Annotated in this window: 31 protein-coding genes; 3 read left to right on the forward strand and 28 right to left on the reverse strand. The window is 64.7% G+C overall.

The features are described from left to right. Window positions 1-41: 41 nt before the first annotated feature. The 22 genes from AC0MAZ_RS23625 to AC0MAZ_RS23730 all read right to left on the reverse strand — a co-directional run bounded on the left by AC0MAZ_RS23625 (window position 42) and on the right by AC0MAZ_RS23730 (window position 16716). Complete coding sequence (locus tag AC0MAZ_RS23625; protein WP_475861490.1) at window positions 42-503, reverse strand: lysis system i-spanin subunit Rz; 462 nt, start codon at window positions 501-503, stop codon at window positions 42-44. Between the two features lie 32 nt (window positions 504-535). Next, window positions 536-1087, reverse strand: a complete 552-nt coding sequence (locus AC0MAZ_RS23630; protein WP_475859384.1) for a glycoside hydrolase family 19 protein — start codon at window positions 1085-1087, stop codon at window positions 536-538. Between the two features lie 217 nt (window positions 1088-1304). Further along, entirely contained in the window at window positions 1305-2339 is a 1035-nt protein-coding gene (locus AC0MAZ_RS23635; RefSeq protein WP_475859386.1) for a phage late control D family protein, read from the reverse strand. A 108-nt stretch (window positions 2340-2447) separates the two neighbouring features. Further along, window positions 2448-2654, reverse strand: a complete 207-nt coding sequence (locus AC0MAZ_RS23640; RefSeq protein WP_203651200.1) for a tail protein X — start codon at window positions 2652-2654, stop codon at window positions 2448-2450. Continuing rightward, window positions 2629-3474 carry a phage tail protein gene (locus AC0MAZ_RS23645; protein ID WP_475859388.1) on the reverse strand — a complete coding sequence of 282 codons (846 nt, stop codon included), beginning with the start codon at window positions 3472-3474 and terminating at the stop codon, window positions 2629-2631. Before AC0MAZ_RS23645 ends, AC0MAZ_RS23640 begins: the two co-directional genes overlap by 26 nt. An 11-nt stretch (window positions 3475-3485) precedes the next feature. Beyond that, complete coding sequence (locus AC0MAZ_RS23650; RefSeq protein ID WP_232856828.1) at window positions 3486-5150, reverse strand: hypothetical protein; 1665 nt, start codon at window positions 5148-5150, stop codon at window positions 3486-3488. A gap of 336 nt (window positions 5151-5486) precedes the next feature. Beyond that, entirely contained in the window at window positions 5487-5789 is a 303-nt protein-coding gene (locus AC0MAZ_RS23655) for a phage tail assembly protein (RefSeq protein ID WP_475859389.1), read from the reverse strand. 12 nt (window positions 5790-5801) lie between these two features. Beyond that, window positions 5802-6311 carry a phage major tail tube protein gene (locus AC0MAZ_RS23660; protein WP_232856824.1) on the reverse strand — a complete coding sequence of 170 codons (510 nt, stop codon included), beginning with the start codon at window positions 6309-6311 and terminating at the stop codon, window positions 5802-5804. A 13-nt stretch (window positions 6312-6324) separates the two neighbouring features. Beyond that, window positions 6325-7491, reverse strand: coding sequence for a phage tail sheath subtilisin-like domain-containing protein (locus tag AC0MAZ_RS23665; protein ID WP_232856823.1), 1167 nt, complete (start codon window positions 7489-7491; stop codon window positions 6325-6327). Window positions 7492-7593: 102 nt separating this feature from the next. Beyond that, complete coding sequence (locus AC0MAZ_RS23670; protein ID WP_475859391.1) at window positions 7594-8301, reverse strand: tail fiber assembly protein; 708 nt, start codon at window positions 8299-8301, stop codon at window positions 7594-7596. An 8-nt stretch (window positions 8302-8309) separates the two neighbouring features. Continuing rightward, entirely contained in the window at window positions 8310-9944 is a 1635-nt protein-coding gene (locus tag AC0MAZ_RS23675; protein WP_232856821.1) for a phage tail-collar fiber domain-containing protein, read from the reverse strand. Further along, entirely contained in the window at window positions 9937-10545 is a 609-nt protein-coding gene (locus AC0MAZ_RS23680) for a phage tail protein I (RefSeq protein WP_232856820.1), read from the reverse strand. The genes AC0MAZ_RS23675 and AC0MAZ_RS23680 overlap by 8 nt, the downstream gene beginning before the upstream one ends. Window position 10546: 1 nt before the next feature. Then, window positions 10547-11428, reverse strand: a complete 882-nt coding sequence (locus tag AC0MAZ_RS23685) for a baseplate assembly protein (RefSeq protein WP_232856819.1) — start codon at window positions 11426-11428, stop codon at window positions 10547-10549. After that, complete coding sequence (locus tag AC0MAZ_RS23690; protein WP_232856818.1) at window positions 11425-11751, reverse strand: GPW/gp25 family protein; 327 nt, start codon at window positions 11749-11751, stop codon at window positions 11425-11427. The genes AC0MAZ_RS23685 and AC0MAZ_RS23690 overlap by 4 nt, the downstream gene beginning before the upstream one ends. 103 nt (window positions 11752-11854) lie before the next feature. After that, the gene (locus AC0MAZ_RS23695) at window positions 11855-12187 is read right to left on the reverse strand and encodes a hypothetical protein (protein ID WP_110738424.1); all 333 of its coding nucleotides are present in this window, start codon (window positions 12185-12187) and stop codon (window positions 11855-11857) included. Window positions 12188-12324: 137 nt separating this feature from the next. Next, window positions 12325-12969: a hypothetical protein gene (locus AC0MAZ_RS23700; protein ID WP_475859395.1), complete on the reverse strand. Its 645-nt coding sequence runs from the start codon at window positions 12967-12969 to the stop codon at window positions 12325-12327. A gap of 19 nt (window positions 12970-12988) precedes the next feature. Then, window positions 12989-13549: a phage baseplate assembly protein V gene (locus AC0MAZ_RS23705; protein WP_234562545.1), complete on the reverse strand. Its 561-nt coding sequence runs from the start codon at window positions 13547-13549 to the stop codon at window positions 12989-12991. Next, on the reverse strand, window positions 13546-14043 hold the full coding sequence (locus AC0MAZ_RS23710; RefSeq protein ID WP_232856816.1) for a hypothetical protein: 498 nt from the start codon (window positions 14041-14043) through the stop codon (window positions 13546-13548). Before AC0MAZ_RS23710 ends, AC0MAZ_RS23705 begins: the two co-directional genes overlap by 4 nt. Before the next feature lie 62 nt (window positions 14044-14105). Next, window positions 14106-14936, reverse strand: a complete 831-nt coding sequence (locus AC0MAZ_RS23715) for a putidacin L1 family lectin-like bacteriocin (RefSeq protein ID WP_203651179.1) — start codon at window positions 14934-14936, stop codon at window positions 14106-14108. 10 nt (window positions 14937-14946) lie between these two features. Further along, window positions 14947-15135 carry a Com family DNA-binding transcriptional regulator gene (locus AC0MAZ_RS23720; RefSeq protein ID WP_203651177.1) on the reverse strand — a complete coding sequence of 63 codons (189 nt, stop codon included), beginning with the start codon at window positions 15133-15135 and terminating at the stop codon, window positions 14947-14949. Between the two features lie 24 nt (window positions 15136-15159). After that, window positions 15160-15507, reverse strand: coding sequence for a phage holin family protein (locus tag AC0MAZ_RS23725; protein ID WP_203651175.1), 348 nt, complete (start codon window positions 15505-15507; stop codon window positions 15160-15162). 462 nt (window positions 15508-15969) lie between these two features. After that, on the reverse strand, window positions 15970-16716 hold the full coding sequence (locus AC0MAZ_RS23730; protein WP_082337656.1) for a LexA family transcriptional regulator: 747 nt from the start codon (window positions 16714-16716) through the stop codon (window positions 15970-15972). A 115-nt stretch (window positions 16717-16831) separates the two neighbouring features. Here AC0MAZ_RS23730 and AC0MAZ_RS23735 point away from each other — a divergent pair, with 115 nt between their 5' ends. The 3 genes from AC0MAZ_RS23735 (at window position 16832) to fdxA (ending at window position 20194) form a co-directional block, all read left to right on the forward strand. Continuing rightward, window positions 16832-17035 (forward strand): hypothetical protein, encoded by a 204-nt coding sequence (locus tag AC0MAZ_RS23735; RefSeq protein ID WP_203652730.1) that lies wholly within the window; start codon window positions 16832-16834, stop codon window positions 17033-17035. A gap of 121 nt (window positions 17036-17156) precedes the next feature. Further along, entirely contained in the window at window positions 17157-19730 is a 2574-nt protein-coding gene (gene mutS / locus AC0MAZ_RS23740) for a DNA mismatch repair protein MutS (protein WP_475859399.1), read from the forward strand. Window positions 19731-19870: 140 nt separating this feature from the next. Continuing rightward, window positions 19871-20194: a ferredoxin FdxA gene (gene fdxA / locus AC0MAZ_RS23745; RefSeq protein ID WP_050704429.1), complete on the forward strand. Its 324-nt coding sequence runs from the start codon at window positions 19871-19873 to the stop codon at window positions 20192-20194. 600 nt (window positions 20195-20794) lie between these two features. Here the strand turns inward: fdxA and rpoS are convergent. The 6 genes from rpoS to ispF form a co-directional block, all read right to left on the reverse strand. After that, window positions 20795-21802 carry an RNA polymerase sigma factor RpoS gene (gene rpoS, locus AC0MAZ_RS23750; protein WP_011535249.1) on the reverse strand — a complete coding sequence of 336 codons (1008 nt, stop codon included), beginning with the start codon at window positions 21800-21802 and terminating at the stop codon, window positions 20795-20797. Between the two features lie 105 nt (window positions 21803-21907). Then, window positions 21908-22762, reverse strand: coding sequence for a peptidoglycan DD-metalloendopeptidase family protein (locus tag AC0MAZ_RS23755; protein WP_232856807.1), 855 nt, complete (start codon window positions 22760-22762; stop codon window positions 21908-21910). A 183-nt stretch (window positions 22763-22945) separates the two neighbouring features. Continuing rightward, window positions 22946-23584 carry a protein-L-isoaspartate(D-aspartate) O-methyltransferase gene (locus tag AC0MAZ_RS23760; RefSeq protein ID WP_162175259.1) on the reverse strand — a complete coding sequence of 213 codons (639 nt, stop codon included), beginning with the start codon at window positions 23582-23584 and terminating at the stop codon, window positions 22946-22948. Between the two features lie 38 nt (window positions 23585-23622). Further along, on the reverse strand, window positions 23623-24372 hold the full coding sequence (surE, locus tag AC0MAZ_RS23765; RefSeq protein WP_232856805.1) for a 5'/3'-nucleotidase SurE: 750 nt from the start codon (window positions 24370-24372) through the stop codon (window positions 23623-23625). Beyond that, window positions 24360-25418 (reverse strand): tRNA pseudouridine(13) synthase TruD, encoded by a 1059-nt coding sequence (gene truD / locus AC0MAZ_RS23770; protein WP_232856803.1) that lies wholly within the window; start codon window positions 25416-25418, stop codon window positions 24360-24362. Before truD ends, surE begins: the two co-directional genes overlap by 13 nt. Next, the gene (gene ispF, locus AC0MAZ_RS23775; RefSeq protein WP_232856801.1) at window positions 25415-25888 is read right to left on the reverse strand and encodes a 2-C-methyl-D-erythritol 2,4-cyclodiphosphate synthase; all 474 of its coding nucleotides are present in this window, start codon (window positions 25886-25888) and stop codon (window positions 25415-25417) included. Before ispF ends, truD begins: the two co-directional genes overlap by 4 nt. Between the last annotated feature and the right edge of the window lie 76 nt (window positions 25889-25964).

A 25964-nucleotide genomic window follows, 5' to 3' on the forward strand; every position in this document is an offset into this window, starting at 1 on the left:
GAAAGTGAGGCCGGCCATGGACAAAAGATAAGAAATACAGATCAGCGCGACAGCGCACGCACATAGGCCTGGCACGCCCGCAAGGCGATCAGTCCACGGTCGCCGTCGTCGGTGATGGCGACAATTCGTCGAGCATGCGCCGGGTCAAGTCGGGCGCGTACGGGGCCATGATCCACGCCGCCGGCGCCGGCGGCGGCAGGCACTGGGGCACAGGCGGTGTCGCGCTCGACCAGGACCGACAGGCGCAGATCGGCAGTAGCAAGGCGGTCACGCAGGCGAGCCTGAGTCTGTTGGGCATCGGTCAGCTCCTGGAAATGCTTAGTTTCACTGTCGTGCAGGCGTTGTTCGAGGCCCTGGCGCTGATCGCGTTCGGCGAGCAGCAGGCCGTGCAGCGCCTCGGCCTGGTCCAGGCGCTGCTGCACCAGCGCCTGCTCCTGCTCGGCCAGCTGACGCCCGAGGCGCCAGCCTTGCAGCTGCCAGGCCAGCACCGCGGACAACGCCATCAAACCGATGCATAGCGTCAATTGCAGGCGGCTCAGCACAGCACCTCCCGCGCCCGCGCCCACAGTTCGAGGCGCTCCGACAAGCCGTTCAGGCCGCCGTTGATATGCCGGGTGATGCGATTGAACTCACCCTGGTCGGCCAGGGCGTTGAGCCCGCGCGAGTGCCAGAACCAGGCCGCCGATTCGCAGGCCCAGCGCGGCTGTTCGAGCATCTGCGGTTGCGCCAGCAGGCGCTCGTCGCCGAACAGCGCACGGCTGCAGGCCTGGTAGTTGTTGCGCCCGGTCACCTGGATCAGGCCACGGCCGCAATAGCGCTGGCCGTCACCGTCGGCTTCGGGGGTGTTGCCCAGGCGCAGGGCCAGGCTGCCAGTGTCATAACGAGCCAGGTAGCGGTCGTTGCCCAGTTCCTTGACGTAACGCAGTTGGCCGGACTCATGGCCGACCTGGGCCAGGAACGCGGCAATACGCTTGGGGTGGTCGATCTCCCAGTTGGCCATGGCCGTGTTCAGCGCCGGCAGGAAGGCGGTGACGCGCTGGCCGGCGAGCGGGTAGATCTGTTTGAGTTGCTGTTCAGTGAGCGGCATCGGTGCATTCTCCATTGCGGTCTGATCGAAAGGCGGCCGGTGCCGCCTGTGGCTCGCTCATGGGCGATGGCTCGAAGCGCGTGGCTTTCACAGGGGTCAAGGTGTGGCAATCGCCGCAGCTGATCTGGAGCTCGGAAACAGGGTGATGCGGCCGGCTGGCAACGACTATAGGGAGCGCCGCCGCCGGCAGGCATCGGGAAACCCTCACCGCCCTGTCTCAGGCCTTGAGCGAACCCGTCCGCCGAGGCGCGGAACCCTTGGCTTTGGCCTTGCCCTGACGGCCGCCGTTGCACTGCACGGTGGTGCGCCAGCCGCTGCTAGTGAACACCTGCTCGACCGACTCGATCAGGTAGTGCCCATCGAGCCCGGCCAGGAAGCCCTGGACATCGATGGCGCGCTCGGCGAACAGGTCGGTGCGCCCGGGCATGTCCAGGCGCACGCTGGCGGTGTCGCGGTTGAAGCTGGCCAGCCGGGCGCGGGCGGCCTGTTCCGCCGCCGCGCGGTTGGGGTAGAGGTGGCGGTCGGTGTAGACCGGCTGCAGGCCGTCCGGCGCATCGCCATTGACCAGTTCCACCGCCTGCAGGCGCCCGCTGGCGCTGTCCTGGTGGCGGGTCCTGACGGCCTTGTGGGTACTCTTGTCGGCCAGGCGAAACTGCCACTGGCTGACCTCGCTGCGGGCAATGCCCACCACATCAAGAGGCTTGCCGCTGGCGCTCTGGCCACCCTGGCGCGGCAGCACCAGCAACTGGCCGTTGGCGAGCTTGGCGGTGCAGTCGTGCTGGCGCGCCAGGCGAGTGATGAAGTTGAAGTCCGACTCGCTGTACTGGTCGACCCGCGGCACTTGCACAGCCAACGGGCACACGGCCTGCCAGCCATTGCGGGCACCGATCTCGGCGACGATGCGCTGCAGCGTAGCGTTCTCCCAACTGCCACTGCGAATGGTCTTGCCGCTGCCGCGCAGGTCACTGGCCTTGCCGCGGATTACCAGGGTGTCCGGCGGGCCGGACAGCTCGACCTCGTCCACGGTGTAGCGGCCCAGGCGGTTCAGCGGCTGCCCGGCGTAACCCAGGTGCACCTCGACCACTGCGCCCCTGGCTGGCAAGGCCAGGGCACCGTCGCGGGCATCGAGGCGCAGTTCGAACTCGTCGGATTCCAGACCTGGCTTATCAGTGGTGCGTAACAGCAGCAGGCGGTCGTTAAGCAGCGTGGTGATGTCATGGCCGTCCGCGATGATGCGAAATTGAGGTTGCATGGTTGGGGCTCCGCTGTATTGGTGTAGCGAGGACGGCGTGGGAGCGGGCTTGCCCCGCGACGGCGCCATCGCGGGGCAAGCCCGCTCCCACGGTACTGGGGCGAGTGGTCAATCCCACAGCTGCAGGCTGGTGCTGGTCGTCATCGGCAGTTCCGGCAACAGTATCCTCACCCCGGCGCGAAACGGCTGCGCCTCGTCCGCCAGGCCCTGGTTGGCATCCAGCACGGCCTCGACCGTGCCGGAAAGATGGCCGTAGTAGTGCTGGCAGAGGGTATCGAGCAGGTCACCCTCAGACGTTGTGCAGGTCTTGGCCATAGCTCACGAACTCCAGTGAAAACCCTTGTTTACGCGGAATGCCACCGGCCAGCAGGACGCTCTGCTCCTCCTCGATGCTGGTCAGGCACCAAGTACCGAGTACCTCGCCGTAGCCGGTGGTCAACGACAACGGCAGCAACTGACGGCCAATGCTGCGCAGCGTCTGCAACTGGCCGAGGCCGCCCTTGAACCCGGGGAAGATCGCGCCACGGATGTTGATGCTCTCCTCGCCCAGGCTGACCGCCTGCTGGGCGCTCTCGCGGCTCAGGCGTTCCTGCCCGGCCCAGCGAAAACGCGTCTGTCGGCGCAACTGGTCGAAGGCGGCGGTGTCGAGGTTGAAGTAGTACGGCGCCGCGCCCGCCTTGAGCGGTTGCAGCACCAGCAGGTGCGGGAACGGTTTTATCGCTTCGGCGGAGGGCGTCGCCTCGGGCGCGAAGCCCAGTGTCGACAACACGCCGTTGACGGCCGAGGGTAACGTCTTTACCAACCGTTTTACGGCGGTGCCGGCCTTGGCGATATGCCCGGCGAAGGTATCGATGCGATCGCGTACCTGGCGTACCACGGCCAGTGTCTGCTCATACCTGGCCGCTACCTTGGCGACCCGAGCCTGGGCATTGGTGATCGCGCGCATCGTGCGCTGGAGCTTGGCGGCGATGAACGGGCCGACCACTGGCAGCCCCTCCAGCACGACGACCGCACCCTGTACATGGCCGATCGCGTCGTTCATCGGATCAAGCATGGCGTCGGCATGCCGACGCCCTGCTTCTCCTGCCTTGACCAGGGCGTGCAGCGTGGCTTGCAGCTGCTCCATATAGGTCATGGATCCTCCTGTCAGAATGGATTGGGATGATCGGCCAACTGTGCGTTGTAGGCCTGCCTCTGCAGGTCCTGCATGACACGTCGGACCGCCTCTTCGAGTTGCTGGGTGAGCTGGTTGGGCGAGTCCACGCTACCCTGCACGGTGATAGGCATGTTCGCGGTGAACGTGAGCTGCTGGCTGACGGGCTGCGTGGCCAAGCCTTGGCTCTGCGCCGGACGCGGCCCGGCGTCGGGCAACGCCAGCGGCCCAACAGGTACGCTCGTTTCCTGCGGTTTGAACTCGGCGGCACGCTCGGAGAAATACTTGCCCACAGGCGCACCGATCGGCGCTCCAGGCCCAATCGCCAGCGGTACCTCGACACCACCAGCGGCGCGCGCATCGACTGCCGCCCGAGGCTTGGAAAGCGCCACCTGCGATGGCGACAGTAGCTGCCTGGCCATCCGTGTGCCGACCTGCCCATCGAGCACCTCTCCCTTCGGTACGAGCGTGATCTGCCGCGGATCGCTCAGGGAGATTGCTGGACGGGGACTCTTGGGAGGCTCGTCAGAGGCGCTAAAGAATGTTTTTCCAGCCCATCCCCCGATCACGCCACCGACCTTGTCGCCAACCATGTTGCCGATCAGCATCGCAACTGGCGGACCAACAACACCACTGAGAAACATCCCTCCCAGCACTGTGCCCACTGCTCCGCCAATCGCACCACCATAACCCGCCCCCTTCTCCTCGGGCGTCTTGGCCGTGGCATAGGTGTAAGCCCCCTTTACCCCGGCCTCGAGCCAAGGCAGTTTGCCAGCCGCCTTGAAAGCCTCCGTCAGTCTGGCCCAACGCCCAGGTGAAGGATTGAGGCCGGAGGGTGACGGTCCGGCATCCGCCCCTAGCGGATAAGGTTCGTCCAGCCCAACCCCACGTCCGGCACGGCGTAAACGGCCACGATGCTTGTAGGCGGCAGCCCCCGCGCCTATTCCCAGGGCGCTGGCCAAGGTGCCCCATAATGTACTCGATGCCGATGGCGGGGCAGCGTCTGCTGACGGCGTCGATTGCCCGTTGCCAACGCCCGCCACAGAAGCACTGTCGGACCTGGCCATCAGCCCCTTGCCTAGCACTCCACCGACCTTGTCGCCGGCAAAGCCGAGCATCATCGAGGCCGCTGGGGCGCCCAGTTTGAGGCCTGCGCCCAACATGGCCCCCGATACGGCCCCCAAGAAACCACCGGCGGCGGCCCCCACCCCCTCTCCCCTCTGCTGCGCAGTGGAAGCCGTGGTTGCCGTAAAGACGAGCTTCGTCAATGCATCCAGTCCGGCCATGCCGGTAGCCGACTTCCCGGCCTGCAGCGCCTGCGCCCAACGCCCTGGCCCATCGCTGCGAGGCAGCGGGGCCGGCATCGCATCCGCGCCAAGCGGGTAATCCTCGCTGCCTGGCGCGCCATCGGTGCTGCCAATCACCAAGGCCGGTAGGTACAGGGTACCCGGACGGCCAGGTGCGCTACCCTGGGCGATTCCCTTCGCCGCCAGGTAACCACCGCCCGCGATCAGGAGCGACGACGCGACATCGCGTGCTGCCTGGCCGACCTGAGGCAGCAACTCAGGCCCCGACTGGGCCGGCCTGCCGCCCAGGGAACGCTCCAGGAGTACCTTGTGCTGTTGAAGCAGCCCGACCTGCTGTTGCTGTACTTTCAAGGACTCGGCCTGCGTATCCTTGTCCCGTAGTGCCCTCGCCCCTTGCGGGGACGGGGCAGTATTTCCCCCGCCGCCGACATCGGCAGGCCGCTGGGTCCCCCCCAGCGCCCCCATGGGTACCGTGCGGCCACGCAGCCCCTCCAACGGCCCCGCAAGTTCCGGAACGGTGGCACCGACTGCGCCCAGCGCTGTCGTTGATCTGTTCGCCATCCGTGTCTCCCCCTTCAGTCCGCCAGCCACCAGACCATGTCGCTGAACGACATGGCCATGATCTCGCTGGCAGAAAAGTTCAGCTCCTTGGCCAGCCGCCTGGCGGCGGCCTTCTGCCGGGCAGGGTCAAACCTCGTCGTCCTGCACCAGGCGAAAGTAGCCCGTCTGCAGGCGGCTGTAGTCCTTCAGGGCCAGGCCCTCGAGGTCCTTGACGCCAACCTCGGCGAGTGAGGCGAACAAGTTCAGTTCGCGCTGCTCGTCGTCAGCCACGCCACCGGCCTGTGCGTTGCGGATGTCACGCACGGTCGGTGCGCGCAGCGACAGGCTGTCGACCTGCACGCCGTTCGCCTCGCTGGGGCGCGACAGGCGCACGGTCACGCGCTCGGCGTTGACGGTCAGCCATTGCGGCAGTTTCTTCGTTTGAGCCATCGAGCGTTCTCCTTAAAGACCCAGTGCGGCGCGCTGCGCGGCCAGTTGGTCGACACCGTCGATCACCCGTTTCATGCCCAGGGCGTCGATTTCGTAGACCAGGCGGCCATCGACTTCGAGCTTGTAGTAGGTGACGGCGATGCTGTGCTTGATCTCGGCCTTGTCGCCGGACTTCCAGTCACCCATGTCGATCTCTTTCAGCGAACCGCGCAGGGTGACGATGACTGGGTTGATCTTGCCCTTCAGGCCCTTGAAGGCGCCGCGGAAGGTGCCGTTGAAAGCGGTGCCGTCGGCCAGGCCGAAGAACTTCAGCGACTCGCGGCGTACGCCGGTGGTGGTGAAGGCGGCTTCCTGTTTTTCCATGCCCTGGTCCATCTCGACCGGCATGTCCATGCCGCCGGGGCGGTGCTCTTCCATCTTCAGCGTGAGCTTGGGCAGGGTCAGGTTAGGTACATCGCCCTGGAAGCTGACGCCATCGACGAACAGGTTCAGGTTGGCCAGGGTTTCGGGAATCATTGCCATGTAGATGCGCTCCTTAAGCGACGGAATCGAGGACTTCGGTCAGCCATTGGTTGGTGACTTCGACGCGGAAATTGGGGTTTTCGGCAGGCGGGACATCGGTGAAGCGGATGTTCCAGTACACCTTGCCCTGCTCGAGGTGGCTGGCGGTGTTCAGCTCCGGGTCGGCGAAGACTTCGAAGTTGATGATCGCGCCCTGGTTCTTCAGGTCGCGCATGAAGGCCTGCAGGCCCTCGGTGACGTCCTTGACATAGGTGGCGGTGATGGAGCGGTCGACGGCCCACTTGTGGCCGTAGAGGATCGCGTCCATGACGATGTCCATGGTCCGCACGCGGGTGACGAAGGCCCATTTCGGGTCGCTCGACAGGGTGCGGTTGCCCCACAGGCGGAAGCCGTCGTCGCGGATGATGGTGGCGATGTTGGCGTTGTTCAGCAGGTTGGCGCGGCAGGTGTCATCGCCGTCGAGGAATTCCACGGCGCGGGTGGTGCCGGTGATGCCGACAAATTCCTTGTTCGAAGGCGAAGCCCAGAAGCCGTACTCGCGGTCGGTGTAGGCGAACAGGCCGGCGACCCAGGCCGACGCGGGGGCATCGACGGTAGCCAGGGCCTCGTTGTCCCAGTAGCGCACGCCGGGGTCGACCATGAAGGCCCGCTTGGCGCCGAACTGCTTGGCGTAGGCAAGCACTTGCTCTTCGGTGGTGTTGGGGCCATCCAGGATGGCGATGCCACGCAGTTTGTCGGCCAGGCCCACCAGGGCGGTGGCAATGGTGTTGACCGAGCTGTGGCCCGGAACGATCAGCAGGCGCGGTTGGGCATTGAATCGACTTTTGCCGTCGAGCAACGCTTGCAGGCCGGTACGCTTGCCGTTGATCCCGACGGTACCGATAATCGCCGAGATCTGTTCGGCAGTGTCATCGACCTTGGCCACGCCACAGGCGACGATAACTGCCTTGGCGCGAGCGAAGACGGCGCGGCAGGCCTTGGTGATGGCGGCATTGCCACCGAACGCAGCCACTGCTTCGCGCTCACTGGTGATCAGTACCAGGTCGTTGGCCTTTGCAGTGACGCCCGGGCCTTCGGTGAAGGTATCGACCAGGCCGATGATCGAGGACGAAGGCAACGCGATGTTGCGGGCACCCGTGTCGACATTGGTCACGGTGACGCCGTGGAAGAATCCACTCATGTAGGTTTGCTCCAGGTTCAGGTGTGAAAAGGCCCTGCGGGTGCAGGGCCTGGAAGGGGTAGATCGGTTTGGGAAAACGCCCGGCGTCGCGGGCGCTCAGGTTCAGGCGACTTCTTCGAAGCCTTGGCTGGTCAGCCAGTCGGCAGCCGCCGCCTCGTCAGGGCTCGCCGGCCAACTATCGGCGGTGGGCGCCGCGGCCGAGAGATCCAACCGGTTCAGTTCGATCCGGTAGCGCTTCCAGGCCGTCAGCGCCGTTACTTCGGCATCTGTGGCCATTTCCAGGGCAACGGCGTCCTGCAGGCTCGAGATGCGCAGCGTGGCGTATCGGACCAGCAGTGCCTGCTTGTTGGCGCCCGATTGGCGCAGCGCCTTGCCCCTGGCCAACTGGTTGACAACCCAGGCGCTGCCGTTCCAGGTATCGAAGTCCGAGGTCGGCGCTTGCAGCGTGAAATCTCCAGGCAGTTCGCCCAGCATGGTCCAGACCTGCGCCTCACCATCGGCGGTGCGATACACCGTCGCGCCTCGATGATCGACCACCTGGTCCCAGTGCTTGCCGTCCTGGGTAGCGATGGCGGCGAAGCCCGTCTTCAACTCAGGCGGTTGGATGCGATAGCTGTGGGCCGGGATCAGCCAGACTCCAGGTTCGAGCGGGCTGGGATCGGCCGCGCAGGCCCCAAGAAACTCACCGCTGGCAGGGTCGACGTTGCACACCAGCGGCGCAACGACACCGGCCTGTTGCCACCAGGTGGTAGTGGCGGCCAGGTAGGACTGCACCGCCGCCACGGCGCCTTGAATGATTTGATCGGTCATGGGCACTCTCAAAATTTGATACAGGCCAGATAGGCCCGGTTGAATGGCCTGGATTCATTGCCGCCGCTGACGCTGGTGACGAAGCTGTGGGCATGGGCCGGCGCCGTGTCGGTATAGGCCGAGTTCACGCCATCGCCCATCTCGTCACCGAGCACGGCGTTACCGCCGCTGGTGACCATTGCCGCATTGATCCGCTCCCTCACCAGCAGCGTCACGTGCGAGTGGGCACCCGCGGCCGAGGTGGCCCCGGAGTGGGCGTGTTCGAGGTTCTGGCTGCCCTGATCCGAGAACAATGCCCGGCCAGGGTCGACGTTGCGTCCATCCGACCAGCCGCGGTCGAAGTAACCACGGTCATCGGGCAGGTTGAACGTCGTCGAGCCATCGCCAGCGCCAAACTGGGTACCGATGACCGCGAACAAGCGCGCATAGGTCACGCGCGAAACCGCTGCGCCGTTACGCTTCAGCCAACCCGCTGGTGGCACGCTCATCGCGAAGTGGGCGACATGGCCGGCGGTCAGGCCTGCGATGGCATTCACCTGTTCGATGGTGGCCTTCTTCGACAGCTCGTTGACCATCGTGGCGGCGAAGTTCGGATCGTTGCCGATCGCGGCCGCCAGTTCGTTGAGCTGGTCCAGTGCGGCCGGGGCCGAACCAACCAGGGCTGCAACCGCCTGCGCCACGGCATTGGAGGTTTCCGCCCGGGTGAAGACTTCACTCTTGGTGTAGGCGTCGGTGATACCGTAACCCGCCACGGTGGTCGGATTGCTCGCCGCAACGACGCGACCGTACTTGTCGACCTGCACGCTCCGATACGTACCCTCGGACACACCCGTGCGGCCAAACGCCATCTCGAACGCCAGGGCCGTCACGCCCAATGTGATCGTTGCATCGGTGACCAGCTGCCAGCCGCTGTCACCATTGACCGTGCCTTTCTCCACCAGCACCAGCAAGCCAGGTGTGACCTTGGCATCGGTATCGGCATCACTGCAGCGAACCCAGGCACTTGCGCCGACCTGGTACAAGCCGTTGTCCTTGGCTGCCGCCTGGTTTTTCACCAGTACACGGGCACCCGCCAGCAGCGCGACGCCGTCGATGGTCTGCAACCCATTCAAGGTGATGGGACCGGTGGTGGCTGCCTGCACCGAATGTTTGAAGTCTTGCCTGGCCAGTTCCTCGGTAACCCATTCACGGGTAGCGAGGACAACCGCAGGGTCGATCTTCAGCTGTACCAGGCTGGCGCTGCTGACGATCAGGTTCAGGCGCACCACCTGGGTGCGGCCCGAACCCTGGTTGAGCAACGGCTTGTAGGTGGGCGCGCAGTTGGCCACGGCAACCATGTCGCCGTCGGCGTCGTACAGCGCGACTTCGCGGATCCAGCGGCCTCCCACTTCCGCAGGGATGACTTGCTCGGCGACGATCACCGAACTGTCCTTGTCGTCCACCTTGAGCTGGTTCAGCGGTGCGCGACGCCATTCGTTGATCAGGCTGGTCTGGGTGGCATTGGGGGTGGGGTCGAGGCCATTGGCGTCGCCCACCCCCATCTGGGTAATTTTCCACGGAATGCCCAAGGCATCCGCATTGGCCTGCTTCGCCGCGCCCACTTTGGTGAGGATGGCGTAGAACTGTGAATTCTGGTCAACCATGTGCAATGTCCAAGGTATCGATTGTGTGTTCCCGGCCACCGCGCCCGATCGCACCGCTGACGATGACGTCAGGGGGTGCTGGCGGGTAGACGTCGAGTTCATCGCCGTCCTGCAGCGCGCAGCCAAGGTAGAAGGCGCCACGGCTTTCGAGGCTGATCACCAGGCCGGTCAGGTGGCGGCTGACCGGTCGGGCATCGTCGATCTGCGACGACAGTTCGTTGTAGGTTTCTTCGCTGATGCCGGCGTCGGTCACCCCGAGTTTCAGGGCGAATGTGCCTGGCACCCCGACAGGCTGTGTCTGCCACCACTCCTCGACTTCGATCAGGTAGCCGAACGGTTCGACCACCCGCCGGAGGGCGCCGAGGGTGCCTTTGTGGGCGTGGACGAAGAACGCCGAACGGATCACCGAGCGCTTGATCGACTCGCTCCAGCGGTCGTCCCAGCGATCCACCGACCAGGCCCAGGCCAGTTGGTACAACAGGTGCGCCGGGCAGGTATCGGGGTTGTAGAGGGTGCGCAGGCCGACCTTGAGGTCTTCGTCGGCAGCCGCCTCCAGGGCGCGTTCCAGCGGCGTGCGATTGAGCGGCAAGAGCGTGTCCATGTCAGCCCCCGCGCTTGAGGTCGATGCCGGTGCACCAGGCTGCCTGTGCCTTGGTGGGGCGGATGTCGGTCCAATCCACCAGCTCGACCCGGCTCACGCCCTCGATGTGCAACTGTGCGTCGACACCGGAGCGGGCTACCTCGACACCCAATCGTCGCCGTGGGTTGACCCATGCCTCCAGGCGCCGTCGGCATTCACCGAGTATCGTTTCGTACTCCGGGCCACTGTCAGCCATGTGCAGCACCGCCTCTACGCGGTAGGGCAGGATCTCGGCACTGCGCACGTTGACCCGGTCGGCAACCGGGCGGATATCGTCGTCGTTAAGGTAGCTGGCGACTTGCGCCAGCAGTGGCGCGCCGGCCCTACCATTACCATCCAGGCTCAGTACCGTGACGTCTACCACCGCTGGCGACGGGCTCTCGGCGGTCGCGTCAGCGACCCGTCCCGAGGCGTTGCGAGCATGGAGGATGTAACTGTTGCGCGGGCCAGCCGTGGTCAGCCCTTCGTACACCAGCTGCACCCTTTCGCGTAGCGCGTCGTCGGACTCGAGGAGCAGCTCGATCGGCGGGATCGTGTTCGGGTTCGCGGCCCGGATCACCAGGCGTTGCAGGCTGACGTTGGCCGCCAGCTGGTCGAGGTCGCCTTCCTGGGCGTAGGCCAACAGCAAAGACTTGGCCGCATCGTTGACCCGCGCCCGGTTGAGCAGTTTGCGGTAGGCACCGACCTCCAGCAGCTTGATCACCGGGTCGCTTTCCAGTTTGGCGGTCCAGCTGTCGCCCATCTGGGCGCGGAAGCTGGCCAGGTCCTCCAGGTACAGTGCCTCGAAGTCGAGGTCTTCGAGCAGTTGCGGGACGGGCAGTTTCGACAGGTCGACCTGGCTCATACAGTCACCTCCACCAGCGCGTCGTCACCCAGGTAGCGGCCACTCAAGGCCAGGCTGACCTGGCCGTCGAGCACGGCCACGACCTTGACCCGGTCCAGCTTCAGGCGCGGTTCCCAGCGCCCGAGGGCGCGGGCCACTTCCGCCTGCACCGCACTTTTCCAGCCTTCGTTGACCGGCAGGTCGACGTAGCGGCGCAGCTGACTGCCGTACTCCGGGCGCATGCGCCGGCTGCCAAGCGGCGTGGTGAGGATGTCTTCGATGGATTGACGCAGGTGGGCCACGCCCGACAGGGGCTGGCCGGTGCGGCGGTCCATGCCGATCATGGGGCACCTCCTGGGATTGAGGCTCCAGATAGCCTGTTCGGATAGCGCATGGTTATCACCTGGAAGAAAGGAATGGGTTGCCCGGACAAGCCGGGCAGCCGCTTCAGGAGACGAAGTCGTAGGTCAGGGCGATGGCCGCCGTGGCGTTGTTGGCGACGGTCCACAGGCCGTAACCCGCCGGGATGAACAGCGGATAAGGCAGGGTGTACTGCGAGTCGATGCCGCCGTTGATCCCGCCCATGATGGCGTGGACGCTCATGTCGCCGATGTAGGCCGGCGCCTTCGGGCCGGTGTACAGGTTGAGGATGCCGCCGCCGGTGCACAGGGTGGCGGTGCGCAGGTACACGCCATCCTTGTTGTCCGCGGCACTGAAGACCTGGCTGACGGCGGTTGGGTGGGCGTTGAAGAAGTGCTTGCCGACTTTTACTGCTTCCATGTTGCTTTACCTTTTGAGTCGAATGATCAGATGCGCGTCGTTGCGCAAGACATGTCGCTCACAGGCGATCGCGTTTCGCTGGAGACGCCTTGCGTGATGGCACAGGCGCACGTCCAGGCACTGCTCGGTGGCAGAAATCAATTGGTGATCAGCAGATCCAGACTGGTGGCGTCACAGGCGTTGCTGGTCTTCTTGTCGATGACCAGATAGAGCATCGAGGTGGTGCTCACTTCGATGTCGTTGGCCTTGATGACCGCACTACCGCCATTGGCGAGGTCGCCCGACTGCACCACGCGGTCACCCAGGTTGAGCGACCAGGCGACGCCATCGCCGCACGCGCTGTGCAGATCGTTGACCCGGCCCAGCACATTGACCCGGCCACTGATCGGGCTGGCCCAGCGCACGATACTCTGGCTGTCGCCGCCCGGATGGGTGGCCACATCGCCCTGCTTGAAGACGAAGCTGCCACCCGAGCCGCTGAAGGTGAAGCTCTTCTTGATGACACTCACATACGCGCTATTGGTGTCATCGCGCCAGCAAGTGACGTTGGCGCCACTGCAGTTGTCGGCAACGAACGTCGGTAGTGGTGTGTAGTTGGCCGGCACGTTGACCCCAGTCTTGTTCTGCATGAACGTCCAGGGGGAGTCGACTGCAGCACTCTGGGTGGCGATATACATGTCCCGGGCGAGATTCCACGATTGGGCAGTCGCCGCCCAGGCCGCAGGGGTCATGACGCTGCACAGCAGGGTGAGCGCAACTAAGGTAGGTTTGAGCTTTTTCATGGTCTGATCAGTTCCTTGTTCAGTGCTTGTGGTTGGCGGTGTTGCCGGCCGTGTCAATGATCCGGCCACCGCCGTTGATGTCGCCGCTGACCGTCAGCGGACCGTTGATGGCGACCGTGCCGGTCAGGGTGATCGACGCAGCGTCGAGGGTGATGGCGTTGTCGCTGACCACCAGGGTGCTGGCGCCGACCTTGACCGTGGCCTGGCCGCTGGGCAGCTGGATGTCATAGCGTTTGGCCTGCCAGTCGTAGGTCAGCGAGCCGCCGTCGTCGAAGCGCCAGACTTCGATATGGTCGCGGTTGTCCGGCGCCGTCCCGGCATTGCCGTACAACCCCGGGACGAAGGTGCCCAGGGCCGGTTCGCCGCTGGGGCTGATCAGCACGCCCTGCTCGTCCAGGCTCGGCACTCGCCAGTGGCGGGCCTTGCCGGCAGCCTGGGCATGCCAGCGCACCCAAGCACTGGTCCAGCCACCGCCGTCGGACACCCGCACCCGGGCCGCGGCCAGGTCCACCGCCACCACCCGGCAGGGGATCACCAGGCTGGCCAGCATGCGATCGTGCATGGCGCTGGCGTAGCTCATGCCAGGTCCTCCGGTGACAGGTACTTGTCCTGGTTGCCGAGCCCGGTGTCCGGGGCGAAGCCCAGCATCAGGCTGCCCGGCGGCTGGTCGGGCCAAGGCCAGTGGGCATTCCCCAGCAGGACCGGTTGTTCCCATTGCACCCGCCAGGTGCTGCCCTCGGCTTCGGCGAGGATGTCCCGTGCGCCCTCGACGTAATCGAGGCCCCAGGACTGCTGGCGCAGCACATCGATCAGCTGCGCCGCCAGCACGCCGGCCTGCGTCCGTGCCTGCGCGGGGGTGCCCTGGGCGGTGACGCGGGCTTCGAAGGTCGTCATCAGCAATGAGCGACCGTCACGCAGCGCCTCGTCGCCACGCATGCGCAACACGCCATGCACCAAGGCGGGCAGGGCCGGCTCGGTAATGTCGTCGCCCTCCGTGGCGACCGTGGCGAAGGCCGGCAACGCCGCCCGCAGGGTGGAGGTGACGGCCGCGTACAACTGGGCCAGTTCGCTCATGCTTGTGCTCCTTGAACGCTCGGTTCGGCGAAGGCCGGGCCCGCGAAGGCCCGGCGCCCGGCTCAGAAGTGCCAGGTCCAGATGTCGATTGGCTTCTGGTCAGGGTTGATCTTGCGGATATGGCGATAGGTCGGCTGGAAGCCGAAGCGCGCCCACACCGGTTTCTCGTCGAGGATGGCGATGCTGCCGTTGGCCTGCAGGCGCAGCACCGCGCTGGCATGGCCGCCGGTGTGCGAATGCCACAGCACCGCGTTGCCGGCACCGTAGACCACCAGGTTGCCGTCGCCCTGGAACACTGCGCGCACGGCGCCCTTGCCTTGGGTACCGGCGTTCCAGGTGGCCGCGCCGTTCGGGCCATAGGCCACGAGATTGCCGTCGCCCTGGAACACCAGCTTGCTGGCGCCCGCGCCGTATACCATGCCCTGTACCAGCTCGGAGCCAGGCGCCAGCAGCAGCGAGTCGACGGCGCCAGGCACCAGCGGGACGGCCGGCGTGCCGTTCCACAACGCCAGGGAGTCGACCAGCACGATATTGCCGTCGTCCTGCAGCACCAGGTGCGTGCGGTTCCACTGGTCGTTGCTGGTGAAGGTGCTGTTGTTGGTCAGCCACACCCGGCGCCGCGAGTAGTCGTCGAGGAATGCGCCGTACTGCACGTAGAAGGCCAGCGGGGCTTTCTTGTTGCGCAGGGGAATGCTCGAACTGAAGGGTTGCTGTTCATTGGCGACCCAGACGGTGGCGCCGTTGTCCTGGATCACCAGGTTGCCATCGCCCTGCAGCAGCAGCTTGAAGCGCTGGTTGGGCGACAGCAGGTACTGGCCCGCCGAAAGGGTCTGGTAAGCGGGCAGCACCGAAGTGCCGACGCCGTTGAAAGGAATGCGGGTACGACCTGCCATGGTGTTTCTCCTACTGGATCGATTGAAGGGGAGCTGGGCTCTGCGGCCCGTCCTGATCGCTCGGTGGCACGTTGTCGAGGCCCGTGGCCTTCATGTGGTTCAAGGTCGCGCAGCGCGAACACTTGATCTGGACCAGCGCCGACCCGCCGATGCGGGCCAGCAAGCGGTTGCATTTACCGCAGCGAAACTCGTTGAACATCCGCTTTCTTCCTTGTTACCGCGTTCATTCTTCGTCCTGGCGCGCCACTGCGGGCTGGTCGTCCAGCCCCAGCCGGCGCGCGGCCCAGCGCTCATAGAGACCGATGGCCACGTCGGCGCCAGCCATGGCGGTGAGGCAGCCAAAGGCACTGGCACTCCAGATCGACATGCCGCTGGCGTACAGCAGCATGACCGTCGATACCCCGCAGGCCATGCAGGCCCCGGAGCGCAGCGCCAGCCGCCTGAGCAGCCCCCAGCCGCGGGCGCCGGCCTTGTCGGCGCGCCACATCTCGCCGGAAAGCCCGCCCAGCAATGCCAGGAGGATCACCAGCCAGAGCGGCATCTCCAGCAACGCCTGTTGCTCGTTCGTCACGTTCCTGCCTCCTGTGTGTTGCCCGCCGGCGACATGCCGGCGGATCGTGATTGGCTTGACTCGGCATTCCAAAAAGCCCGCCCTGCAGGCTTTTCAGTAATGCGCGGTGTAACCGCCGGCCACGACTGGTGACGCCGTGCGGTTGCGCTTCAAATTGGTGACTCCGACCGCGGCCGCCTGCCCGCCGGATAACTGATCGTGGTGCTTTACGCTGCACACCCGGGCCAGTTGCCAACCCTCTGAACAGTCGAGGCCTGTTCATCGCTGCCTGTATCTCAACCGGTTTGCGTCCGGCTTGGGATACATTTTATGCACTCATGCATATGCAGTCAATGCACAAATTCAAATTTTTATGCATCAGCTTTTGCTTCTATGCATGGAGGCCTGATCTGACGTGGCTGTAGGGGTTTTCTGAGGGCGAAAAAAAACCCGCCGAGGCGGGTTTTTATCGAGGGCTGGGGATCAACGGGCGTACATGCCCCACCAGAAGACGTGGCCAAGGAGGCTGATCTGTTCTTCCTGCATCTGCTGGAAGCTGTAGTCCTCGTCGGGGTGCTCGTCGCGGTTGAAGCTGCGCAGGCGAATGCCGGTAGGCAGGCGGTACACCTGTTTCACCCGCAGCTGGCCATTGTGGTTGATGGCATAAAGGTCACCGTCGATGATATCGCCGATGGTGCTTTTACCGGTATTGACCCCGACCGTGGCGCCATCGCGCAGCACCGGCAGCATGCTGTTGCCGCGCACCGTCACGCACTTGGCGTTGTCGAACTGCACGCCATTGTGGCGCAGGCTGCGTTTGCCGAAGCGCAAGCGAGCGTTCTCGCTTTCCTCGATGACGAATCTTCCTGATCCTGCTGCCAACTCGACCTCACGAAGAAAAGGAACGGACACCTCGTCGTCCTCGACGGGGGTTTCATCGTCCCACAGGCTGATATCGCTCAGGGCTGCGTGGCCCTGGGCGAGCGGGGCCGCGTCACGGGACTCGCCCAATTCGACGCGGCCGCGCAACTGGTCGGTGCTCACGCCGAAGTACTCGGCGATCTTCGAGACGTGCTTGTCCGAAGGATCGACGATCTTCTCGCTGAGAATCCGCGACAGGGTGGATTGAGGCACGCCCGTGCGCCGATGCAGCTCTGTGGGGGACAGGCCGTGGCGGGCGAGCAGTTCTCTGAGTACGGAGGCTACGTTGCGTTTTTGCATAATGCGCATAATGCAACCGCGGAAACGGAAATGCAATGGCCCCTGCAACGGGAAAAGAAAGATTGCCCCACCCCGAGGCCATCGCTATCGTCGCGGTTTCCCTGACCAAGGATCGAAACAAGGCATGGACCTTTCGCCTCGACGCCGCTGGCCCACGCAACTGCTGACCTGGTTGATCGTGGCGATCATGGTCGCGCTGAACATCCAGGAATTACCTTCCTTTGAACGGCCACGACGCGTCTTCACCCGGGGTTTCGTGATGTTCTGCGTGCTGGTCGTGATCATGGAACTGATGTTCCTCAACCAGTTCTTCGGCCACCCGCGCTGACGCCCGCCACAGGCAGCCTGCGCAGATTTGTCCTACCCATCCGGCCTGCGTCGGCTGGAAAAAGCCTGTACCATTAGCGGTTTCGAAATTTGCCACCAGACCACCCGCTGTAAGGCCCTGAATGTCTGATCTCTCCGCACACACCCCGATGATGCAGCAGTACTGGAAGCTGAAGAACCAGCACCCGGACCAGCTGATGTTCTACCGCATGGGCGATTTCTACGAGATCTTCTACGAAGATGCGAAGAAAGCCGCAAAACTGCTGGATATCACCCTGACCGCCCGCGGGCAGTCGGCGGGCCAGTCGATTCCCATGTGCGGGATTCCGTTCCACTCGCTGGAAGGCTACCTGGCCAAGCTGGTCAAGCTCGGCGAGTCGGTGGTCATCTGCGAGCAGATCGGCGACCCGGCCACCAGCAAGGGCCCGGTGGAGCGCCAGGTGGTGCGCATCATCACCCCGGGCACGATCAGCGACGAGGCCTTGCTCGACGAGCGCCGCGACAACCTGATCGCCGCCCTGCTGGGTGACGAGCGCCTGTTCGGCCTGGCGGTGCTGGACATCACCAGCGGCAACTTCACCGTGCAGGAAATCAAGGGCTGGGAGAACCTGCTGGCCGAGCTCGAACGCATCAACCCGGTGGAACTGCTGATCCCCGACGATTGGCCGCAGGGCCTGCCGGCCGAAAAGCGCCCCGGCGCCCGTCGCCGCGCACCGTGGGACTTCGACCGCGACACGGCGCGCAAGAGCCTCTGCCAGCAGTTCGCCACCCAGGACCTCAAGGGCTTTGGCTGCGACAAGCTGACCCTGGCCATCGGCGCCGCCGGCTGCCTGCTGACCTACGCCAAGGAAACCCAGCGCACCGCCCTGCCCCACCTGCGCAGCCTGCGTCACGAGCGCCTGGACGACACGGTCATCCTCGATGCCGCCAGCCGCCGCAACCTGGAGCTGGACATCAACCTGGCCGGTGGCCGCGACAACACCCTGCAATCGGTCATCGACCGTTGCCAGACCGCCATGGCCAGCCGCCTGCTGACCCGCTGGCTGAACCGTCCGCTGCGCGACCTGAAGGTGCTCAAGGCCCGCCAGGATTCGATCCGCTGCCTGCTCGACGGCTACCGTTTCGAGAAGCTGCAGCCGCAGCTCAAGGAAATCGGCGACATCGAGCGGATCCTCGCGCGGATCGGCCTGCGCAACGCCCGTCCCCGTGACCTGGCGCGCCTGCGCGACGCCCTCGGCGCCCTGCCCGAGCTGCAGAACGCCATGACCGAGCTGGAGGCGCCACACCTGGCGCGCCTGGCCGCGATCACCGGCACCTATCCGGAGCTGGCCGGCCTGCTGGAGCGGGCGATCATCGACAACCCACCGGCGGTGATCCGCGACGGTGGCGTGCTCAAGACCGGCTACGACAGCGAACTGGACGAGCTGCTGGCGATCAGCGAGAACGCCGGCCAGTTCCTCATCGACCTCGAAGCCCGCGAGAAGGCCCGCACGGGCCTGGCCAACCTCAAGGTTGGCTACAACCGCGTGCACGGCTACTTCATCGAACTGCCGACCAAGCAGGCCGAGCAGGCACCCGCCGACTACATCCGGCGGCAGACGCTCAAGGGCGCCGAACGCTTCATCACCCCCGAGCTCAAGACCTTCGAGGACAAGGCACTGTCGGCCAAGAGCCGCGCCCTGGCCCGCGAGAAGATGCTCTACGATGCCTTGCTCGAAACCCTGATCGAACACCTGGCGCCGCTGCAGGACAGCGCCGCCGCCCTGGCCGAACTGGATGTGCTGAGCAACCTGGCCGAGCGCGCCCTGAACCTGGACCTGAACTGCCCAAGCTTCGTCGAGGAGCCGTGCCTGCGCATCGAGCAGGGCCGTCACCCGGTGGTCGAGCAGGTGCTGACCACGCCATTCGTGGCCAACGACCTGGGCCTGGACAACAGCACGCGCATGCTGATCATCACCGGCCCGAACATGGGCGGTAAGTCCACCTACATGCGCCAGACCGCGCTGATCGTGCTGATGGCCCATATCGGCAGCTTCGTCCCGGCCGCCGCCTGCGAACTGTCGCCGGTCGACCGCATCTTCACCCGTATCGGCTCCAGCGACGACCTGGCCGGCGGGCGTTCGACCTTCATGGTCGAGATGAGCGAGACCGCCAACATCCTGCACAACGCCACCGACCGCAGCCTGGTGCTGATGGACGAAGTCGGCCGCGGCACCAGTACCTTCGATGGCCTGTCGCTGGCCTGGGCCGCCGCCGAGCGCCTGGCCCAGTTGCGCGCCTACACGCTGTTCGCCACCCACTACTTCGAACTGACCGTGCTGCCGGACAGCGAGCCGCTGGTGGCCAACGTGCACCTGAACGCCACCGAGCACAACGAACGCATCGTGTTCCTGCACCACGTCCTGCCGGGCCCGGCGAGCCAGAGCTACGGCCTGGCCGTGGCGCAGCTGGCGGGCGTGCCGGCGGCGGTGATCCAGCGTGCCCGCGAGCACCTGGGCCGGCTGGAGACCGCCAGCCTGCCCCACGAAGCGCCGATCACGCCAGCCCGCGACAACATGCCTCACGTGCCGCACCAGAGCGACCTGTTCGCCAGCCTGCCACACCCAGCCATCGAGAAGCTGGGCAAGCTGGACCTGGACGACATGACGCCGCGCCAAGCTATCGAAATGCTATATCAACTGAAAAACCTGTTATAACGGCCCACCGCGCAAGCTGGTAGAATCCGGCGCGGTTTGCGAGCACTGCAGGTTATTAGCCTGGCCTGCAGCCAGCACCGTGAACCGCGCTGCCCTGGTAAGGAAGGGCAAGCTGCCGTCGCCTGAGGAGAGAATTAGAAATGACCTTCGTCGTCACCGACAACTGCATCAAATGCAAGTACACCGACTGCGTGGAAGTCTGTCCGGTGGACTGCTTCTACGAAGGCCCGAACTTCCTGGTGATTCACCCGGACGAGTGCATCGACTGTGCGCTGTGCGAGCCGGAGTGCCCGGCCCAGGCGATTTTCTCGGAAGACGAAGTGCCGTCCGGCATGGAGAACTTCATCGAGCTGAACGCCGAGCTGGCGGAGATCTGGCCGAACATCACCGAGAAGAAAGACGCCCTGCCGGACGCCGAAGAGTGGGATGGCAAGACGGGCAAGATTGCCGACCTGGAGCGCTGATAGCGCCCAGTTGCGAAAAAGGCCCGAAAGGGCCTTTTTTCATTTCCGACGGGCAAAAAAAAGGGGCGGTTTGACCCGCCCACATTTTTTCCGTAGTCCCTGTATGTCCCAATCATCATCCTGATGAATCGCGTCCCGCGATGTCCCTGGCCGTCATCCTTGAAGGCCTGTGTCTGTCCCTTGACACAGTTCGAATACTAGCGATTCCCCGGTAGGGAACAAGCGGCGAATATCTCAGGATGATTCAGGTGACACATCTTTTGATATTTATAAAAGTCATAAATATCAGTTAGTTAGAAAAAGTACGCCGTTGGAAACGACATTGATTTACTGATCCCTACAGCGATCACTTACATGACGAGTAAGCGAATGCTTACATGCGATGCTACGAGGGTGGAGAAATAAATACTTCGCAGGGGAGCAGGCTATGGGGTTGGTATTGAGGACGCCTTCGCGGGGCAAGCCCGCTCCTACAGGTTTCGCGTCCAGCCCCCAAAAGCAGCGTGGGAGCGGGCTTGCCCCGCGATGACGTCTGATTCAGCCAATCTAAAACGCAAACGCCCCGAACAAGTCGGGGCGTTCGCCTAAGCACGTCAGTGACTACTGGAACAGCGACTCGCTGGACAGGCCATTCTTCTCAAGGATCTCGCGCAGACGCTTGAGGCCTTCGACCTGGATCTGCCGCACGCGCTCGCGGGTCAGGCCGATCTCCAGGCCGACATCCTCGAGGGTGCTACTTTCATGCCCACGCAGGCCGAAACGCCGCACCACCACCTCGCGCTGCTTGTCGGTCAGCTCGCCCAGCCACTGGTCGATGCTCTGCGACAGGTCGTCGTCCTGCAGCAGTTCGCACGGATCGGTGGGGCGATCGTCGGTGAGCGTGTCGAGCAGCGTCTTGTCGGAGTCAGGGCCGAGCGAGACATCCACCGAGGACACCCGCTCGTTCAGGCCGAGCATGCGCTTGACCTCGGCCACCGGTTTTTCCAGCAGGCTGGCGATTTCTTCCGGCGACGGCTCGTGGTCGAGTTTCTGCGTCAGCTCGCGGGCAGCGCGCAAGTAGACGTTGAGCTCCTTGACCACATGGATGGGCAGGCGGATGGTGCGGGTCTGGTTCATGATCGCCCGTTCGATGGTCTGGCGGATCCACCAGGTCGCGTAGGTCGAGAAGCGGAAGCCCCGCTCGGGGTCGAATTTCTCCACCGCACGGATCAGTCCCAGGTTGCCTTCCTCGATCAGGTCGAGCAACGACAAGCCACGATTGACGTAACGGCGGGCGATCTTGACCACCAGGCGCAGGTTGCTTTCGATCATGCGCTTGCGACCGGCCGGGTCGCCTTTTTGCGACAGGCGCGCGAAATGCACTTCTTCCTCTGGCGAAAGCAGGGGCGAGAAGCCGATTTCATTCAGATACAGTTGAGTAGCATCAAGTGCGCGACTGTAGTCGATGTACTTGTGCTGCTTGAGCGATGCGCCCTGTTTCGACTTGGTCCGAACCGAAGGTACAGCAGGTTCGTCTGACACCACATCCGTTTCCAAAACGATGCCCGTCTCCATGAGAAGGAGGTCATCGTCGATGTCAAACTCCGGCACTTCTTTACTGAGAGCCATTGTTATAGTCCTTTGCTGAGTTCGAACTCAGACTCGAGCGTCACCCTTCCATGGCAGCGCTGGAGCCTGTCCCCTCTACATCCAAGGAACAGGCCGGGACAATGATCAACGGCGTGGCAGGAACTGGAGAGGATCGACGGGTTTGCCCTGGCGGCGAATCTCGAAATGCAGCTTCACCCGATCAGTGCCCGTGGACCCCATTTCTGCGATCGTCTGCCCTGCCTTGACCTGCTGCCCCTCCCGAACCAAAAGCCTGCGGTTGTGACCGTAGGCACTGACGTAGGTATCGCTGTGTTTGATGATGATGAGCTCGCCATAGCCCCTCAAGCCACTGCCGGCGTAGACCACCGCTCCATCAGACGCAGCAAAAACAGGCTGTCCCAAATCACCGGCGATATCAATGCCTTTATTCAAACTACCGTTTGAAGCGAATTTACCAATCAGCACGCCGCTCGCCGGCCACGTCCAACCGCCGACGGCGCGCTCTGCGGCGGGCACCTGGGCAACCGTTTGCGAGGTGGTGGAAGAGGCAGTAGTGGCACTTTTGCCATTACTGGTCGTCGGCGCGGTGCTGCCGACCGGTCGGCGGATGACGGTGGTCTTGCTCGACGAAGAAGGGCTGCTGACAACCGTGGTGCTGCCCCCCGCGCCGCTGCTGAAACGAATCGGCTGGCCCGGACGGATGGTGTAGGGGGCGGGAATGTTGTTGCGCGCCGCCAGCTCCTTGTAGTCCCAGCCATAGCGGAAGGCGATGGAGAACAGCGTGTCGCCGGGCTTGACGATGTACTGCCCCGAGGTGACGGTCGGGCGCTTGGGCGCGGCGTTGTTGCGGTCGACCACGCGGGCGCCGTTGGAGCTGGTGCTGGAACAGCCAGCCAACAGGGTCCCCATGGCCAGCGCAATCACCAGAAGCTTCAATACCGACCGTTCCTTGCGCTGCCGCATGCCTGTGTGACCCACCCGCGCTCCCCTCATGCTGTCAAAAATGACGATACGAAATGCAATATTGTTTCAATTATAACCGAGCCACCCACCTTGGGGTGACTCGCTGTTGGCCTGATCGGTGTACGAAAAACGCCACGCCAGATAGACAGGGGCCAGGCGCAAGAATTCGTCGCCGGCGCAAATATTCCGTTGCGCAGGTCAGGCCAGCGGGCCGTTGAGCAGGGGTACGAAGCGTACGGCCCCGAGTACCCGGCGCGAGAAGCCATGTTCTTCGCGCACGATCAGCATCAGCTGCTGGGTCTCCCCCGCCGGCCCGACCGGGATCACCATGCGCCCGCCCGGCGCCAGCTGGTCGAGCAGTGCCTGGGGCACTTCCGGGGCGACCGCGGTAACGATGATGCCGTTGTACGGCGCCAGCGCCGGCCAGCCTTCGCAGCCGTCGCCCCAGCGGAACACCACGTTGCGCAGGTTGAGCTCGACCAGGCGCTCCTTGGCCCGGTCCTGCAGGACCTTGATCCGCTCCACCGAGAACACCCGCTCCACCAGCTGGGCCAGGATCGCGGTCTGGTAGCCAGAACCGGTGCCGATCTCCAGCACCTTGTCCAGGGGCCCGGCCTCCAGAAGCAGCTCGCTCATGTGCGCGACCATGAACGGCTGGGAGATCGTCTGGTTGTGGCCGATCGGCAGCGCCGTGTCCTCGTAGGCTCGATGGGCCAGGGCTTCATCGACAAACAGGTGGCGCGGGGTGCGGCGAATGGCCTCGAGTACCTTGGCGTTCGACACGCCTTCTTCGTAGAGGCGCTGGATCAGCCGCTCCCGGGTACGCTGGGAGGTCATGCCGATGCCGCGACGCTGCAGATCGTCCTGTTCGCGCATCAGAGCACGCCCTCCAGCCAGCCGTCGAGGCGCTCGAAGGCATCGTTGAAGGTACGGTCCAGCTGCAACGGCGTGATCGACACGTAGCCTTGCATCACCGCATGGAAATCGGTACCCGGCCCGCCATCCTCGGCATCGCCGGCCACGGCGATCCAGTAACCTTCCTTGCCCCGCGGGTTGACCACCTTGGTCGGCGCCGCGGCACGCGCCCGGTGCCCCAGGCGGGTAAGCTGGATGCCGCGGATGTGCTCCAGCGGCAGGTTGGGGATGTTGACGTTGAGCACGGTGCGCGGCGGCAGTTCCAGGCGCGACTGCGCCTCGACCAGGCGCCGGGCGATATAGGCGGCGGTCGGCAGGTTATCGGGCAGACGCGAAAGCAGCGAGAAGGCCAGCGAGGTGCCGCCGAGGAAACGCCCTTCCAGCGCGGCGGCGACCGTGCCGGAATACAGCACGTCATCCCCCAGGTTGGCACCCAGGTTGATGCCGGACACCACCATGTCGGGGGTTTCCGGCAGCAGGCCGTTGAGCCCCAGGTGCACGCAGTCGGTGGGCGTGCCGTTGAGGCTGATGAAGCCGTTGGCCAGGGTCTGCGGGTGCAGCGGCCGGTCGAGCGTCAGCGAACTGCTGGCGCCGCTCTTGTCTTGATCCGGGGCAATCACCACGCACTCGGCGTAATCCGCCAGCGCTTCATGCAGCGCGGCGATGCCGGGTGCGGTAACACCGTCGTCATTCGAAATCAGAATACGCATGGGCTGTCCGTCTGCCCTGCCGGCACCAGATCGACGAGTTCGCGCACCACCACGGTGGCGAAGCATCCGGCCGGAAGGACGAATTCCAGTTGCAGGATATCAGGCTCGGGATAATGCCACGACAGACGCCCAATAGGGAGCCGCAGGATGCGCCGTTCGTGATCCATGCCCGCTCGCGCCAGCCATTGGCACAACGCCGGATGGCGGGCGGCAACTTCGCTCTCGAGCGCCTGGGTCGCGCCAGCGCAAGGCGATTGCCCCTCGCCCCACAGCGGGCCGGTGGGATGCAGGTCGAGAATGGCCAGGCGCGGATCGCTGCACTCGGCCTCCCCTGCTGGGAAGAAACTGCGGCTGTCGGTGAACGCCAGCAGGTCGCCGACCTGGGCGCGCTGCCAGCTGCCGTCTGCCACCCGGGCGGCCAGCACCTGGTTGAACAGGTAGCTGCGCCCGGCCGACAACAACCGCGAGCGCACGTTACGCTGCTCGGGCAATGCCTGGCGTGCGGCCCAGCCCTGGGCATCATGCACGTTGCCACCGCCATGGCCGAAACGCTGGCTGCCGAAGTAATTGGGCACGCCCTGCAGCTTGAGTTGCTCCAGGCGGGCATCGAGGGCCGGGCGGTCGGCCTGCAGCGCGGTCAGGCGCAAGGTGAAGCCATTGGCCGAGTGCGCGCCACGCTGCAGCTTGCGCTGGTGGCGCACCTGCTTGAGCACCCGCAGGGTGTCGTCCTCGGCGCGGGACAGGTCGGGGTCGGCCTTGCCCGGCAGGTGCAGGCTGAACCACTGGCGGGTCAGGGCCTGGCGGTCCTTGAGGCCGGCATAGCTGATGGCGCGCACCGGCACGCCGGCGGCGCGGGCCAGGCGGCGGGCCGCCTCCTCGGTGTTGAGGTCGCGCTTCTCGACCCACAGCCACAGGTGCTCGCCCTGGCCGGACAGCGGGATATCAAGGACTTCATCGACCTGGAAGTCTTCGGCCACCGCCTTGAGCACTGCAGTGCCCAATGCATCGCCCGAGGCCCGTGGGCCCAGCAGTTCCAGTTCGGTCATGCTGGCAGCAGCAGGGCGACCGCGTGCACGGCGATGCCCTCCTCGCGACCGGTGAAGCCCAGCTTTTCTTCGGTGGTGGCCTTGACGTTGACCTGGTCGAGTTCGACCTGCAGGTCTGCGGCGATCTGCTGGCGCATGATTTCGATATGCGGGGCCATCTTCGGCGCCTGGGCGACGATGGTGGCGTCGACGTTGCCGACCTTCCAGCCCTTGTCGCGCACGACGGTAACCACGTGGCGCAACAGGACGCGGCTGTCGGCGCCCTTGAACTGCGGGTCGGTGTCGGGGAAATGCTTGCCGATGTCGCCCAGCGCCGCAGCGCCAAGCAGGGCATCGCTCAGGGCGTGCAGCAGCACGTCGCCGTCGGAGTGGGCCAGCAGGCCGAACTTGTGGGGGATACGCACCCCGCCCAAGGTAATGAAATCACCGTCGCAGAAACGGTGGACATCGTAGCCGTGGCCAATACGCATAGAAAAACGCCCTGATTGAGTCAGGGCGTGATTCTACCTGCTTTCATGCAGTATTGGGGCTGCCGTGCAGCCCTTC

The organism is Pseudomonas sp. A (assembly GCF_056270345.1).

Excerpts from the sequence above, each read along its gene's own strand:
- AC0MAZ_RS23735 (WP_203652730.1), top strand. The coding sequence starts at position 16,832 with ATGGACCTTTCGCCTCGACGCCGCTGGCCCACGCAACTGCTGACCTGG.
- AC0MAZ_RS23720 (WP_203651177.1), bottom strand. The coding sequence starts at position 15,135 with ATGTTCAACGAGTTTCGCTGCGGTAAATGCAACCGCTTGCTGGCCCGC.
- rpoS (WP_011535249.1), bottom strand. The coding sequence starts at position 21,802 with ATGGCTCTCAGTAAAGAAGTGCCGGAGTTTGACATCGACGATGACCTC.
- AC0MAZ_RS23640 (WP_203651200.1), bottom strand. The coding sequence starts at position 2,654 with ATGGCCAAGACCTGCACAACGTCTGAGGGTGACCTGCTCGATACCCTC.
- AC0MAZ_RS23660 (WP_232856824.1), bottom strand. The coding sequence starts at position 6,311 with ATGGCAATGATTCCCGAAACCCTGGCCAACCTGAACCTGTTCGTCGAT.
- AC0MAZ_RS23645 (WP_475859388.1), bottom strand. The coding sequence starts at position 3,474 with ATGACCTATATGGAGCAGCTGCAAGCCACGCTGCACGCCCTGGTCAAG.
- AC0MAZ_RS23730 (WP_082337656.1), bottom strand. The coding sequence starts at position 16,716 with ATGCGCATTATGCAAAAACGCAACGTAGCCTCCGTACTCAGAGAACTG.
- AC0MAZ_RS23665 (WP_232856823.1), bottom strand. The coding sequence starts at position 7,491 with ATGAGTGGATTCTTCCACGGCGTCACCGTGACCAATGTCGACACGGGT.
- surE (WP_232856805.1), bottom strand. The coding sequence starts at position 24,372 with ATGCGTATTCTGATTTCGAATGACGACGGTGTTACCGCACCCGGCATC.
- AC0MAZ_RS23710 (WP_232856816.1), bottom strand. The coding sequence starts at position 14,043 with ATGAGCGAACTGGCCCAGTTGTACGCGGCCGTCACCTCCACCCTGCGG.
- AC0MAZ_RS23630 (WP_475859384.1), bottom strand. The coding sequence starts at position 1,087 with ATGCCGCTCACTGAACAGCAACTCAAACAGATCTACCCGCTCGCCGGC.
- AC0MAZ_RS23685 (WP_232856819.1), bottom strand. The coding sequence starts at position 11,428 with ATGAGCCAGGTCGACCTGTCGAAACTGCCCGTCCCGCAACTGCTCGAA.
- AC0MAZ_RS23695 (WP_110738424.1), bottom strand. The coding sequence starts at position 12,187 with ATGGAAGCAGTAAAAGTCGGCAAGCACTTCTTCAACGCCCACCCAACC.
- fdxA (WP_050704429.1), top strand. The coding sequence starts at position 19,871 with ATGACCTTCGTCGTCACCGACAACTGCATCAAATGCAAGTACACCGAC.
- AC0MAZ_RS23655 (WP_475859389.1), bottom strand. The coding sequence starts at position 5,789 with ATGGCTCAAACGAAGAAACTGCCGCAATGGCTGACCGTCAACGCCGAG.
- AC0MAZ_RS23675 (WP_232856821.1), bottom strand. The coding sequence starts at position 9,944 with ATGGTTGACCAGAATTCACAGTTCTACGCCATCCTCACCAAAGTGGGC.
- AC0MAZ_RS23715 (WP_203651179.1), bottom strand. The coding sequence starts at position 14,936 with ATGGCAGGTCGTACCCGCATTCCTTTCAACGGCGTCGGCACTTCGGTG.
- AC0MAZ_RS23760 (WP_162175259.1), bottom strand. The coding sequence starts at position 23,584 with ATGACCTCCCAGCGTACCCGGGAGCGGCTGATCCAGCGCCTCTACGAA.
- mutS (WP_475859399.1), top strand. The coding sequence starts at position 17,157 with ATGTCTGATCTCTCCGCACACACCCCGATGATGCAGCAGTACTGGAAG.
- AC0MAZ_RS23680 (WP_232856820.1), bottom strand. The coding sequence starts at position 10,545 with ATGGACACGCTCTTGCCGCTCAATCGCACGCCGCTGGAACGCGCCCTG.
- ispF (WP_232856801.1), bottom strand. The coding sequence starts at position 25,888 with ATGCGTATTGGCCACGGCTACGATGTCCACCGTTTCTGCGACGGTGAT.
- AC0MAZ_RS23705 (WP_234562545.1), bottom strand. The coding sequence starts at position 13,549 with ATGAGCTACGCCAGCGCCATGCACGATCGCATGCTGGCCAGCCTGGTG.
- AC0MAZ_RS23700 (WP_475859395.1), bottom strand. The coding sequence starts at position 12,969 with ATGAAAAAGCTCAAACCTACCTTAGTTGCGCTCACCCTGCTGTGCAGC.
- truD (WP_232856803.1), bottom strand. The coding sequence starts at position 25,418 with ATGACCGAACTGGAACTGCTGGGCCCACGGGCCTCGGGCGATGCATTG.
- AC0MAZ_RS23670 (WP_475859391.1), bottom strand. The coding sequence starts at position 8,301 with ATGACCGATCAAATCATTCAAGGCGCCGTGGCGGCGGTGCAGTCCTAC.
- AC0MAZ_RS23690 (WP_232856818.1), bottom strand. The coding sequence starts at position 11,751 with ATGATCGGCATGGACCGCCGCACCGGCCAGCCCCTGTCGGGCGTGGCC.
- AC0MAZ_RS23625 (WP_475861490.1), bottom strand. The coding sequence starts at position 503 with ATGGCGTTGTCCGCGGTGCTGGCCTGGCAGCTGCAAGGCTGGCGCCTC.
- AC0MAZ_RS23635 (WP_475859386.1), bottom strand. The coding sequence starts at position 2,339 with ATGCAACCTCAATTTCGCATCATCGCGGACGGCCATGACATCACCACG.